General features: G+C 61.6%; 14 protein-coding genes and 1 riboswitch. Of the genes, 13 read left to right on the forward strand and 1 reads right to left on the reverse strand.

What is annotated here, in order from left to right:
- The 3 genes from IPK70_15990 (at nucleotide 1) to IPK70_16000 (ending at nucleotide 2,921) form a co-directional block, all read left to right on the forward strand.
- Nucleotides 1–1,695: a hypothetical protein gene (locus IPK70_15990; GenBank protein MBK8228663.1), complete on the forward strand. Its 1,695-nt coding sequence runs from the start codon at nucleotides 1–3 to the stop codon at nucleotides 1,693–1,695.
- A gap of 3 nt (nucleotides 1,696–1,698) precedes the next feature.
- On the forward strand, nucleotides 1,699–2,556 hold the full coding sequence (locus tag IPK70_15995; protein ID MBK8228664.1) for an Omp28 family outer membrane lipoprotein: 858 nt from the start codon (nucleotides 1,699–1,701) through the stop codon (nucleotides 2,554–2,556).
- 149 nt (nucleotides 2,557–2,705) lie between these two features.
- Nucleotides 2,706–2,921, forward strand: a complete 216-nt coding sequence (locus IPK70_16000) for a hypothetical protein (protein ID MBK8228665.1) — start codon at nucleotides 2,706–2,708, stop codon at nucleotides 2,919–2,921.
- A 70-nt stretch (nucleotides 2,922–2,991) separates the two neighbouring features.
- Here IPK70_16000 and queG read toward each other — a convergent pair whose 3' ends face one another.
- Entirely contained in the window at nucleotides 2,992–3,921 is a 930-nt protein-coding gene (gene queG, locus IPK70_16005; GenBank protein MBK8228666.1) for a tRNA epoxyqueuosine(34) reductase QueG, read from the reverse strand.
- Between the two features lie 156 nt (nucleotides 3,922–4,077).
- Here queG and IPK70_16010 point away from each other — a divergent pair, with 156 nt between their 5' ends.
- From IPK70_16010 to metH, 10 genes are all read left to right on the forward strand, one after another.
- Nucleotides 4,078–4,710: a UbiA family prenyltransferase gene (locus IPK70_16010; protein ID MBK8228667.1), complete on the forward strand. Its 633-nt coding sequence runs from the start codon at nucleotides 4,078–4,080 to the stop codon at nucleotides 4,708–4,710.
- The gene (locus IPK70_16015; protein ID MBK8228668.1) at nucleotides 4,629–4,937 is read left to right on the forward strand and encodes a hypothetical protein; all 309 of its coding nucleotides are present in this window, start codon (nucleotides 4,629–4,631) and stop codon (nucleotides 4,935–4,937) included. Before IPK70_16010 ends, IPK70_16015 begins: the two co-directional genes overlap by 82 nt.
- Nucleotides 4,934–5,662: a heme-copper oxidase subunit III gene (locus tag IPK70_16020; protein MBK8228669.1), complete on the forward strand. Its 729-nt coding sequence runs from the start codon at nucleotides 4,934–4,936 to the stop codon at nucleotides 5,660–5,662. Before IPK70_16015 ends, IPK70_16020 begins: the two co-directional genes overlap by 4 nt.
- 23 nt (nucleotides 5,663–5,685) lie before the next feature.
- Entirely contained in the window at nucleotides 5,686–6,588 is a 903-nt protein-coding gene (locus tag IPK70_16025; protein ID MBK8228670.1) for a cytochrome c oxidase subunit 3, read from the forward strand.
- Between the two features lie 33 nt (nucleotides 6,589–6,621).
- Complete coding sequence (locus IPK70_16030) at nucleotides 6,622–6,993, forward strand: cytochrome C oxidase subunit IV family protein (GenBank protein MBK8228671.1); 372 nt, start codon at nucleotides 6,622–6,624, stop codon at nucleotides 6,991–6,993.
- Nucleotides 6,993–7,733, forward strand: coding sequence for an SCO family protein (locus tag IPK70_16035; GenBank protein MBK8228672.1), 741 nt, complete (start codon nucleotides 6,993–6,995; stop codon nucleotides 7,731–7,733). Before IPK70_16030 ends, IPK70_16035 begins: the two co-directional genes overlap by 1 nt.
- 13 nt (nucleotides 7,734–7,746) lie before the next feature.
- On the forward strand, nucleotides 7,747–8,298 hold the full coding sequence (locus tag IPK70_16040; GenBank protein ID MBK8228673.1) for a DUF420 domain-containing protein: 552 nt from the start codon (nucleotides 7,747–7,749) through the stop codon (nucleotides 8,296–8,298).
- A gap of 77 nt (nucleotides 8,299–8,375) precedes the next feature.
- Nucleotides 8,376–8,490: riboswitch (SAM riboswitch) on the forward strand.
- A gap of 213 nt (nucleotides 8,491–8,703) precedes the next feature.
- The gene (locus IPK70_16045; GenBank protein ID MBK8228674.1) at nucleotides 8,704–9,705 is read left to right on the forward strand and encodes a homocysteine S-methyltransferase family protein; all 1,002 of its coding nucleotides are present in this window, start codon (nucleotides 8,704–8,706) and stop codon (nucleotides 9,703–9,705) included.
- A gap of 145 nt (nucleotides 9,706–9,850) precedes the next feature.
- Entirely contained in the window at nucleotides 9,851–10,294 is a 444-nt protein-coding gene (locus tag IPK70_16050; protein ID MBK8228675.1) for a hypothetical protein, read from the forward strand.
- Nucleotide 10,295: 1 nt separating this feature from the next.
- On the forward strand, nucleotides 10,296–13,034 hold the full coding sequence (gene metH / locus IPK70_16055; protein ID MBK8228676.1) for a methionine synthase: 2,739 nt from the start codon (nucleotides 10,296–10,298) through the stop codon (nucleotides 13,032–13,034).
- The last annotated feature ends 21 nt before the right edge of the window (nucleotides 13,035–13,055 follow it).

Genomic DNA, 13,055 nt, shown 5'->3' on the forward strand with positions numbered 1-13,055 from the left:
ATGCGATTGAGCGAGATCCGCAACGGCCTGATCGCTGTTGCAGCCTGTGCAATGCCTTTCATGGCATTCGCGCAGCAGCAAGCTGAAGGGGGGCAACTCCACGGGAACTTCAGTACCGACGCCCAGTACTACAACGAGGACGACGACATCGGCGCCATCGTGCCTGCACAGCGGCTGGCCTACAATGCATGGATGAACTTGATCTACACGAGCGGCGCTTTTGAGGCGGGAACCCGTGTGGAAAGCTATGAGCCGTCCCTTGCAGGATACCCTGCTGGCCAGCCGTACTCCGGCTCAGGCATCGGCTACCGTTACGCCAAGTACAAGCTGAGCGACTTGGAGGTGACAGCCGGTAATTTCTTCGAGCAATTCGGGCAGGGCCTCGTGTTCCGCAGCTACGAGGAGCGCTACCTCGGCGTGGACAATGCCATGGATGGGGTGCGCGTGAAGTACAAGCCATTCCGCGGCATATACCTGAAGGCCCTCGCCGGGAGGCAGCGCTTCAACTTCGACAACGGCCAGGTGAAGGGCGTTGGCCTCGTGCGCGGCGCCGATGCCGAAGTGAACCTCGCCGAACTGCTCGACAGCCTTTGGACCTGCCGGGGCAATCTGATCATCGGCGGGAGCTTCGTGAGCAAGTACCAGGAGGATCGCGACCCGCTGCTGGAGCTGCCGCAGAACGTGGGGGCCGGTGCGGTCAGGATCAACTTCACCTCGTCGCGATGGGACCTATATGGGGAGTACGCCTACAAGATCAACGACCCCAACGGCAAGAACGGCTTCATCTATAAGCCCGGGGAAGCCCTGCTGTTGAATGCCACCTATTCCTCCAAGGGATTCGGAGCCTCGGTCGGGGCCCACAGCTTCGACAACATGTTCTTCCAGAGCGATCGCGCCGCTCCGACTCCTTTCGACCTCAACATCAACTTCCTGCCGCCGCGTGCCAAGCAGCACACCTACAACCTGCCCGCAACGCTCTATCCCTACGCCACGCAGCCCAACGGCGAAGTGGCCGCGCAAGGAGAACTGTTCTACAAATTCAAGAAGGGCACCGCATTGGGCGGCAAGTACGGCACCAAGCTCGCCGTGAATGCCAGTGTGGCCTATGCGCTCGACACTACCCGGTTGGGCGCCGCCGACGACACGACGCAGCGATTGGGCTACACGAGCCGGATCTTCGGGGCAAGTGATCGGCGCTACTTCCAGGACATCAACGTGGAGCTGCGCAAGAAGATATCAGACTCCTGGGAACTGGCCGTCACGTACTTGAATCTCGCGTATGACATCGATGTTATCCAGGGCAAGCCAGGGAAGCCGGTTGTGTACACGGACATCATCATCATTGAGGGCCTTCACAAATTCAGCGACCGCACCTCTTTGCGCTTCGAGCTGCAGCACCTGAGCACCAAGCAGGATCAGGGCAATTGGGCCACGGCGCTGGCCGAGCTCACTTTCAGCCCGCATTGGTTCCTGGCTGCCATGGATCAGTACAACTATGTGGGCAATCCCGAGCTGGAAGCCAAAGGCCAGGAAGCGCTGCATTACCCCATCGGCTCGGTGGGCTATATCCACGGAGGCAACCGGTTCCAAGTGAATTACGGCCGCCAGCGCGCAGGGATCTTCTGCGTGGGCGGTGTTTGCCGGCAAGTGCCCGCTGCAAACGGCCTTACCTTGTCCATCACCAGCACGTTCTGAATCATGCGACCGCTGATCCTATGCGCGACGATTGGCCTGTTGGCAGTCAGCTGCGACAAAGTGGAGAACCCTGTTGAACAGCGCAATGACTCCGGCGGAAGCGGGGAGTCCGTGAAGCGCCGCGCCTTGCTCGAGGAATTCACCGGCCACCATTGCAACAACTGCCCTGCAGCCCATGCCGTTGCTGCGCAGCTCAAGACCTTGTATGGTGATGATCTGATCCTGGTCGGGCTCCACGCTGCGGCCAACATCAACTCGAGCTTCATTCTCCCGCAGAGCAATGCCGATGGCAGCTATGCCACCGATTTCAGGACCGCCGAAGGTCAGACCTACGCCACCAACTTCGCGGTGACCTTTCTGCCCTCGGGCATGGTGAACCGAGCTCCTTACAACAGCTCCACGGTGCTTTCGAGCGCGAGTTGGGGCAGTGCGATCGAGGAAATCGTGAACGAGGATGCCAAGTTCGATGTGTGGATCAGCGATTTGCAGCACGACGCCGGAGCCAATACGGTGAGCGCTACGGTGAAAGTGGCCGTGCTGGAGGATGTCACCGGGGAATTCAAGCTCACTACCTACCTGACCGAGGACCACATCGTGGATTGGCAGTACAACTCGCAGGCAACACCACCCGACGTGCCCAACTATGACCACCGCCATGTGTTCCGCAAGACCTTGGATGGGGCCTGGGGGCAAGTGGCCATTGCCGCTACGGCCAACCAGGGCGATACGCTCACCTTCTCATACACGGGGGTCTCCATGAATCCGGCGTGGGTGGCTGCCAATTGCGAGCTGGTCACCTATGTGTACGACGCGGCTACCAATGCCGTGATGCAGGCCGCCGAGCGGAAGTTCCAGCCTTAACAATTCGAGGGGAGCGCTCCGGATACCGATCCGGGTTATCAACCGTTCCCCTACACGGTGCTTCGGCCGCTTGTGGAAAAACCGACCATCCCCGGGCCTCTTTTCCGCGCAGCATGCACTACTTTCAGCCCTGCTAAACCCGAATCGTGATGATGGACCAAGGAAGGAAGATGATGGAGTTCAGCAAGCAGGTTCTCCAGAAGGTCAGTTTTGACCCTCGCCTGTTCCGGAAGGAGTTGATCAAGGCCCGCAAATGGGTGGGCCAAAGCGATCAGTTGGTCCTGAAGGCTTGGTGCTTGGCCACCTTCGGTCATTTATACAAGGACGTGATCGTCGAGGTGTTCCAGAGCACCATGAGGACCTGAGGCTGGTTGAAAGCTGGAGGTTGAAGGTCGCGCGTTGCGCTAGCAGCGATTCCCAACCGGGCATCAACCCTCAACCCTCCAACCGCAGGAACTCCAGATTCCGCTTCAGCCCATTGAACTTCGTGCGCTTCACCGCACTGCCTTCGAATAGGCGATCGAATACGATTTCGGTGAGGCCATGCCACTCATCCTTCGTGAGGGCCATCAATTCGGCCTTGGGCTTGAACTCTTCCTCGTGATGCGCTTCGGAGAACCGGTTCCACGGGCATACCTGCTGGCAGATGTCGCAGCCGAAGGCCCAGCCGTTCAGTTTGCCCGCGAACTCCTCCGGGATGGCTTCCTTCAGCTCGATGGTGAGATAGCTGATGCAGCGGCTTCCATCGACCCCGTAAGGTGTGATCGCCTCCGTTGGGCAAGCATCGATGCACCGGCGGCATGTGCCGCAATGGTCGGTGGCAGGAGCATCGGGCGTGAGCTCCAGATCCGTGATCAACTCGCATAGAAAGAAGAAGGAGCCCTCGCCTTGCCTGATCACGTTGGTGTGCTTGCCGAGCCAGCCGATGCCTGCGCGCTGGGCCCATGCCTTCTCCAACACCGGCGCACTATCCACGAATGCGCGGATGGCCACCTGGCCGAAGCGCTGCGCGATGAATTCCACCAAGGGCTTCAGCCGCTTCTTCACCACCTTGTGATAATCGCGACCGAATGCATAGGTGCTCAGCTTGGGCGCCTCGGGGCGGAGCTGCTTCTGATCCGTGTGGTAGTTGAAGGCCAGGCTGATCACGCTCTTGGCCCCGGGCACTAGCTTCCTGGGATCGAGCCGCAAGTCGAAGTGGTTGGCCATGTAGGCCATCTGGCCATGCTTGCCCTGCTTCAACCAATTCTCCAAGCGGGGCGCTTCCTCTTCCAAGAAGCCGGCAACGGCGATTCCGCAGGCCTGGAAGCCCAGCCGATGGGCCTCCGCCTTGATCTGCGCGGCACGTGCGCCCACGTCGGACATGGGGGGAAGGTAGGAGCGCGTGCTCGGCTGAGGACCACTTGGACCTTGGTGCTATTCAAGAGCGTCGACGGTTCGGCGCAGCGGGGTACTTTCGCGCCCGCCTGCCGAAGGCAAGGGCCGTTGAGCAAGTCGCACGCATACGTTGGCACCCGTAGCATGGCCTTTTGGCTGCGCGAGGTCATGGCGCTGTTCAAGCTGCGTCTGGCTTCCTTGGTGGTCGTGAGCGCCGTGCTCGGCTACCTTTTGGGCATCGCCCCGGGCGCCTTCAGCGGAATCGACCTGCTCATGCTGGTGCTGGGCGGCACCTTGCTCACCGGAGCCAGCAATGCGCTGAACCAAGTGTTCGAGGTTCAGGAGGATGGCCTCATGCACCGCACCGCCGAGCGCCCTTTGGTGAGGCGCACCTTGGGCATGGCTGAGGCCATCGGTGCGCTTTCGTGGCGGGAAGCGCTGGTATCGTCTTGCTGTGGCTGGCCTTCGGCCCGCTCACGGGCATCCTGGGCTTCCTCTCCCTATTCATGTACGCCGCGCTTTACACGCCGCTCAAGAAGCGCTCGCCTTGGGCGGTATTCATTGGCGCTTTCCCAGGCGCCTTCCCGCCGATGCTGGGGTACGTGGCGGCTACGGGTCATTTCGGTCTTGGCCCTGGCCTGCTCTTCGCCATGCAATTCATGTGGCAATTCCCGCACTTCTGGGCCATTGCGTGGGTGCTCGATGAGGATTATGCACGCGGCGGCTTCCGCCTGCTCCCCTCGCCCGGCGGCACCGATGGCCGCAGCGCCTTCCTGATCCTGCTCTACACGCTCTTCGTTATCCCGGTGGGCCTGCTCCCTTGGACCTTCGGCTTCGTAGGTCCCGTGGCCGCAATCGTTTCAGTTGTCATGGGGCTTGTGATGCTCTGGCCGGCGCTTAAGCTCTTCCGCTCCCATGAGCGAACCGATGCCCGGCGCTTGATGTTCGCCAGCTTCCTCTACCTGCCCATCGTGCAGGTGGCCTATGTGCTCGACCGCTTATGACCGCTGACCCCTTCACCCCGGCCGAGGAGCGCTCCCGTGCCGCCCGCGCTAGGCGCACCCTTACCTGGCTCCTCTGCTTCGCGATCGTGATGTTCTTCGCAGGCCTCACCAGCGCGTACATCGTGAGCATGAGTGGCGGCTACTGGACGATCATCGCCATGCCTGAGCCCTTTTACTGGAGCACCGCCTTCGTGCTGGCAGGAAGCCTCACCCTTCATCTGGCCTTATCCAGCGCAGCAAAAGGCCGAACCAAGCTGGTTCTTCCCTTGATCCTGGCCACGTTGGGGCTCGGTGCAGCCTTCACGGCATCTCAAGTGAAGGGCTGGTCCCGTTTGGTGCAGATCGGAATCACCATGAGCCCGAACATGCTATTGGAGATCGGCGGGGTCTACGGCACCGATTTCAGCGTGAGCAAGGATGGGCAGCCCTTGGTCCCGGCCGATGGGCATTGGTACGCAGCCAACGATTCCGCGAAGCAATTCGCGTTGGATGCTGAGATCGCAGAGCAGAAGGACCGCACCGGGCCCTATTTCTACATCCTGACCCTAGCGCACGCCTTTCATGTGGCCTTCGGGCTGCTCAGCCTGCTGATCATGGCCTTGATGGCCTTCAAAGGGCGTTACACCGATCAAGACCATGTGGGCCTCTGGGCCGGGGCAGTTTACTGGCATTTCCTCGGAGCCTTGTGGGTATTCCTCTTTTTGTTCCTGAAGTACGTTCACTAACATTGCCGCCGCATAAACAGGCCATGGCAGGAGACGCTACAAAAGCCCTTAGCAACGACGTCCTCTGGGGCGGCGGCCGCTCCCCGTTCAGCATCAGCTACGGGAAGATGATGATGTGGTTCTTCCTGGTGTCCGACGCCCTCACCTTCAGCGGCTTGCTGGTGGGCTACGGCTTCGTTCGCCACAGCACCACCGAGGCCTGGCCCATCGGCGAGGAGGTGTTCCGCGCCCTGCCTTGGCTGCATGGCAGCTTCCCGCTCATCTACGTGGCCCTGATGACGGCCATCCTGATCTTCAGTTCCGTGACCATGGTGCTGGCCGTTGAGGCCGGCCACCGCATGGATAAGAGCGGCGTGATCAAATGGCTCTTCGCCACGGTGATCGGCGGTGCCTTCTTCGTGGGGAGCCAGGCTTGGGAGTGGTACCACTTCAACCACGGAAGCGGCGGCTACATCACCATCGACAACGGTGACAAGTACTGGGTGCACAACGATGCGCACGATACCCACGACCCCGCGCATGCCGAAGGGTTCCACTTGGTGAAGGCCCTTCCCGGGCATTACCTGCTGCCCGACACCCTGCCCGGTGGCGCCGAAGTGGCTCCTTTGACCGGCGACGCCGCCCAGAAGCTCTGGAAGGAGAAGGTGGTGTACATGGCCGGTGCGCCCTTCCCGTGGAGCGCACATGGCATCGAGTTCAATGAGTACGGCCCGCAGCAGTACGCCAATTTCTTCTACTTCATCACCGGCTTCCACGGCTTCCACGTGTTCAGCGGGGTGGTCATCAACCTCATCGTGCTGATCATGGTGATGAAGGGCATCTTCCACCGCCGCGGCCATTACGAGATGGTGGAGAAGGCCGGCCTCTACTGGCACTTCGTTGACCTGGTGTGGGTGTTCGTGTTCACCTTCTTCTACCTCCTCTGACCAAACGCCTTCGCCGGGCTACGGCGGCTTGCAATGGAGCGCGACGACATCATCGAATACAGCCTGGACGCACACCACAGCGAAGAGCATGGCAAGAAGGTCCGCCAGAAGATCTGGATGGTGACCCTGCTGCTGGCCGTGGTGACCACCGTGGAAGTGACCTTGGGCGCATACTGGAAGACCTGGTTCGACCTGAGCGCCTGGAACACCATCAAGTGGACCTACGTGGTGCTCACCTTGGTCAAGGCCGCCTACATCGTGATGACCTTCATGCACCTGGGCGATGAGCGCCGCAACATCCGTGCGATCATCCTGTTGCCCTACGCCTTGTTCATCCTCTACCTGCTCTTCATCGGGATCTGGGAATCGCAGTACGTCCACTACCTCTGGGAGACTTACCTCTGATGCTGTTGGAGCCCTCGGGCCGTCGCAAGAAGATCCTCATCCTGGGCGGCATCGCTGCTTTCGTCCTTGGCCTATTCGTGTTCTTCTCGCCGTGGCTGGGCATGGCGAAGCACAAGTTCAACTTCCTGCCTTACTACGGCCCCAAGGAAGTGGTGGCCATTGAGCGCGACGGCCAGGTCATCATCGACACGGTTTACCACGAGCTGCCGCCGTTCAGCTTCATCGATCAGTTCGGCCGGCCCTTCACCGATGAGCAGGTCGAGGGCAAGATCATCGTGGCCGATTTCTTCTTCACGCGCTGCGGCACCATCTGCCCGAAGATGAGCGGCCAGATGCAGCAGATGCAGCTCAAGCTCGACGACCCCGCCTTCAAGGATGTGGTCTTCCTCAGTCATACCGTTGATCCGGAGCACGACACGCCCGAGGTGCTGAACGAGCACGCGCGCAAGCTGCAAGCCGATACCGCGCGCTGGAAGTTCCTCACCGGCGACAAGGAGGCCATCTACCTGCAAGGCAGCGAAGGCTACCATGTGGCGGCGCGTGAGGACGTGATGGCGCCGGGCGGTTTCCTGCACTCCGAGACTTTCGTCCTGGTCGACAAGGACCGGCACATCCGCGGCATGTACGACGGCACCACCATGAAGGGCATGACGGATTGCGCAAACGACATCAAGATGCTGCTGAAGGAGGAGAAGGTGAAGCGCGCCGAGGCCGTGCGTGCAGAGCGGAAGAAGCAGTGAGGCGGCAGGAGCCATGAAGCAGCCCTATCCCAAGGCCTCGCTCACCCTCGCCGATGCGAAGGCGAAGCGCATCATCTGGATCTTCTCGGCCATCGTGTTCCTGGCCGTGTTGGTGCTCAACCGCGTGAAGGTGGCCACGCCCGGTGGCTTCGACCCGCATGTGTTCGCGCGGATCAACGCGGCCATCAACTCGCTGGTGAGCGCGCTGCTCATCGCGGGCCTCTTCACCGCGCGCTCCGGCCGATGGACCGCGCACCGCAGCGTGATGCTCGCGGCGATGGTGCTCTCCGTGCTCTTCCTGGTGTCCTACATCCTGCACCACCTCTTCGCCGGCGATACGCCCTTCGGCGGTGAAGGCGCGATCAAGGTGCTCTACTACATCATCCTCGCCACGCACATCCTGCTCGCGGCGGGATCATTGCCCTACATCCTCTTCACGGCCTATCGCGCGCTCAGCGGCCGCTATGCCGAGCACCGCAAGCTCGCGCGCCGCACCTGGCCCATCTGGCTTTACGTGAGCATCAGTGGCGTGGTGGTGTACATGATGATCTCGCCGTATTACTGAGTCCGTCTCCGCATTCCCGCTCCGCGCTCCTACATTCGCGCCACGTTCTTTCCGTCATCCCGGTCCTTGGGCCGGGACGCTTATCCAGAAAGGCAGAGGGACTGGCCCTGTGAAGCCTTGGCAACCGTCCGTTGGGCAACCATCGGGTAGGTGCTAAATCCAGCCTCGGAACGATTCGGGGAAAGATGAGCCGCGATCAGGAAGCAAGTCCCGCAAGGGAATATTGATGCCTCATCCGGTCCATCGGATGGGGCTTTCCTTTTTTTGGGAGTGGTGAATGGCGAATGGTCGATGGTGAATGGGGAGACCCCATCGCCGAACCGCTCAGTCCCATTCACCATTCACCAACTCCCATTCGCCTGCATTTTGAATGAGCGACCGGAAAGCACGCACACTTGTGAACCGATGACCGAACTAGAACGCATCGTCGCCCAACGCATCCTCGTCCTCGACGGGGCCATGGGCACCATGATCCAGCGCCTCGGCCTCACCGAGGAGGACTTCCATCCCAAGGGCATGGAGGACCACAAGATCCTGCTGAAAGGCAACAACGAACTGCTCTCGCTCTCGCGCCCCGAGGCCATCAAGCGCATCCACGAGCAATACCTCGAGGCCGGCGCCGATATCGTGGAGACGAACACCTTCAGCGCCACCAGCATCGCGCAAGCAGAGCACGAGTGCAGCCACCTCGTGCGCGAACTCAACCTCACCTCGGCGCGACTGGCCAAGGAGGCCTGTGAAGAATACACCAAGAAGGACCCGAGCAAGCCGCGCTACGTGGCCGGTGCCATCGGGCCCATGAACAAGACCGCCTCGCTCAGCCCCGACGTGAACGACCCCGGCTACCGCGCCGTCACCTTCGACCAGCTCGTGGCCGCCTACAAGGAACAGGTGGAAGCCCTGCTCGACGGCGGCGTGGACCTGCTGCTGGTGGAGACCATCTTCGACACGCTCAACGCCAAGGCCGCCTTCTACGCCATCGAGGAGGTGTTCGAGGCGCGCAACACACGTGTGCCGCTCATGTGCAGCGTCACCATCACCGACGCCAGTGGGCGCACGCTCAGCGGCCAGACCATCGAGGCCTTCCTCATCAGCATGCAGCATGTGCCGCTCTTCAGCATGGGCCTCAACTGCGCTCTGGGCGCGGCCCAGATGCGGCCCTACCTGGAGGTGATCGCCGAGCAGAGCCCCTCGCGTGTCAGCATCTACCCGAACGCCGGCCTGCCCGACCAGATGGGCGAGTACCGCGAAACCCCCGATGTCACCGCGCGCCTCGTGGGCGAGTTCATGGCCAACGGCTGGGTGAACGTGGTGGGCGGGTGCTGCGGAACCACGCCGGAGCATATCGCTGCATTAGCCGCCGAGGCCAAACGGCACGCACCACGCGCAACACCGGTATTGGCATGATCGATTCTCCCTGTGGTTCTTTGGGCGTGCCCCCTCGCAAAGCCTCGGGGTCGCGCTTTCCGCTGTACTCCTCGCTCGTTCCTCGCTGCGGGGTGCCGCTCCAATCGCTCACGCGTATCCCGTTCTGACCAGAAGCTATCATCGCATGAAGAAGGGCACTCACGAAAAAAGCATCAGTGAACTGGAAGGTTGGAATTGGAAAGATCCGGTTCCCTCTGCTGATGATTCGTCCGGTACCGTGCTCCGCTTCTACAGGCTCCATCGAACGCCCATCAAAGACCTAGAGATTGGTGATCTGCGATTCCTGATCGGTCAGAACAGCGCATTGGAATATCTCGTGCCAATGGCGTTCGATCAGCTTCGCAAGGACCCATTCGTGGAAGCGGAGTACTACCCGGGCGACCTTCTATGCGCCCTATTCCAAATCAACAACGAGCCGAATTACTGGAGGTCACATCCGGACCAGCGAGAGGTGCTTGTCAGTTTGTACGAACAACGGAAAGGGCGTATGCCAACAGATGAAATGTCCTTCGACATCATGAAAGAGGTTAAGCGAGAATACGAGAGGTTCATCGCACATCGTGGCTAGCATGTCCATCCCCACCTACTCCGGCCTCGAACCCCTCCGCATCTTCCCGGGTTCCAACTTCGTCAATATCGGCGAGCGCACCAACGTCACGGGCAGCGCGGCCTTCCGCAAGCTGATCAAGAACGGCCAGTACGACGAGGCCGTGAGCGTGGCCCGCCAGCAGGTGGAGAACGGCGCGCAGGTGATCGACGTGAACATGGACGAGGGCTTGATCGATGGCGTGCAGGCCATGACGCGCTTCCTCAACCTCATCGCCGCCGAACCCGACATCGCGCGTGTGCCGGTGATGGTCGACTCCTCGAAGTTCAGCGTGATCGAAGCGGGCCTGAAATGCCTGCAGGGCAAGGGCATCGCCAACAGCATCAGCCTGAAGGAAGGGGAGGCCGAGTTCCTGCGGCAGGCCAAGATCATCCACCGCCTCGGCGCCGCCACCGTGGTCATGTGCTTCGATGAGCAGGGCCAGGCGGACAATTACGAGCGCCGCATCGCCATCGCGCAACGGAGCTATGATCTGCTCACACAGAAGGCCGGCTTCGCGCCGCACGACATCATCATCGACGCCAACATCCTCACCGTGGCCACCGGCATGGCCGAGCACGACCGCTACGCCATCGACTTCATCGAGGCCGTGCGCTGGATCAAGCGGAACCTGCCCGGTGCGCTCACCAGCGGCGGCGTCAGCAACGTCAGCTTCAGCTTCCGCGGCAACGAGCCCGTGCGCGAGGCCATCCACACCGCTTTCCTCTACCACGCCATCAAGGCGGGCCTCGACATGGGCATCGTCAACGCCGGGCAGATCGGCGTGTACGACGACATTCCCAAGGACCTTCTCGAGCACGTGGAGGATGTATTGCTCGCGCGTCGCCCCGATGCCACCGAGCGCATGGTGGCCTTCGCCGAACAGTTCAAGGGCGCGCCTTCAGCCGAAGTCGTGGCCGCGCAAGCCGCATGGCGCGAAGGCTCAGTGGAAGAACGCTTGAAGCACGCCTTGGTGCATGGCGTAACGGACTTCATCGACATTGACGTGGAGGAGGCCCGCGTGAAATACGTGGACCCCGTACTGGTGATCGAGGGTCCGCTGATGGCCGGCATGAACGTGGTGGGCGACCTCTTCGGCAGCGGCAAGATGTTCCTGCCCCAGGTGGTGAAGAGCGCCCGCGTGATGAAGCGCGCCGTGGCCTACCTCGAGCCCTTCCTGCAGGAGAAGAAGGCCGCGCAGGTGATCGGCACGCAGAAGGAGGGCGCTAAGAAGGTGCTGCTCGCCACCGTGAAGGGCGACGTACACGACATCGGCAAGAACATCGTGGGTGTGATCCTCGCCTGCAACGGCTGGCAGGTGATCGATCTGGGCGTGATGGTGCAGAGCGCCACCATCCTGAAAACCGCGCGCGAGATGAAGGTGGATATCATCGGCCTCAGCGGCCTGATCACGCCTTCACTGGACGAGATGGTGCACGTGGCCAAGGAGATGGAGCGCGAGGGTTTTGAGACCCCGCTCTTGATCGGAGGGGCCACCACCAGTCGCGTGCATACCGCCGTGAAGATCGCCCCGCACTACAGCAAGCCCGTGGTGCACGTGATCGACGCCAGCCGCAGCGTGCCCGTGGTGAGCAACCTGCTCAGTGACAACGAACGCGACCGCTTCGCCGCCGAGGTGCTGGAGGAGTACGCCAAGGTGCGCACGCAGTACGAGGGCAGCCAGCGCGAGAAGGAGTACGTCCCGCTGGAGGAGGCCCGCGCGAAGAAGTTCGCGATCGACTTCGCTGCAGAACCGCCCGTGGTGCCCAAGAGCACCGGAATCTTCACCTACCGCAATTACCCGCTGGCTGAGCTGGTGCCCTACATCGACTGGACGCCCTTCTTCATGGCCTGGGAGCTGGCCGGCAAGTTCCCACGCATCCTGGAGGACGAAGTGGTGGGCGCTGAAGCCATGCGTCTGTACAGCGATGCCCAGAAGATGCTGGACCGTATTGTGAAAGAGCAGTGGATCCAAGCGCATGGTGTCGCAGGCATCTGGCCGGCGAATCGTCCAACAGGCATCCTGCCTGTTGCGGGCGGCTCAACAGGTGGGACGCCTGTTGCACCTTCAACGCATGACGACATCGAACTCTACTCCGACCCATCCCGCACCAAGGTGATCGGTCGTTTCCACACGCTTCGCCAGCAGAGCAAGAAGGCGCCCGGTGTGCCCTACATCGCCCTCGCCGACTTCATCGCCCCCCAAGGCACGCCCGACTTCCTCGGCGGCTTCGCGGTGAGCGCTGGCCACGGCGTGGACGAACGCGTCAAGCGCTTCGAGGCCGCGCACGACGACTACAGCGCCATCCTGCTGAAAGCCCTGGCCGATCGCCTCGCGGAAGCCTTCGCCGAGAAGCTGCACGAGGTGGTGCGTGAGGAGCTCTGGGGCTACGAGTCCACCCGCCTCAGCAACGAGCAACTGATCAAGGAGGAGTACCAGGGCATCCGTCCGGCGCCGGGCTACCCCGCCTGCCCGGACCATACCGAGAAGCCCGAGCTCTTCCGACTGCTCGACGCCACCAAGCACACGGGCATCACCCTTACCGAAGGACTGGCCATGAGCCCGGCGGCTGCCGTCAGCGGCTTTTACTTCGCCCACCCCCAGAGCAAGTACTTCGGCGTGGGGCGCGTGGCCAAGGACCAGATCGAGGACCTGGCTCGGCGCAAGGGCCAGGATGTGGCTTGGATGGAGCGCTGGCTGGGCAGCAATCTGGGGTACTGAACCCCGGGCGGCATTCCCCGT

Source organism: Flavobacteriales bacterium, assembly GCA_016712535.1.
In the GTDB taxonomy this organism is placed as follows: Bacteria; Bacteroidota; Bacteroidia; order Flavobacteriales_F; family PHOS-HE28; genus PHOS-HE28.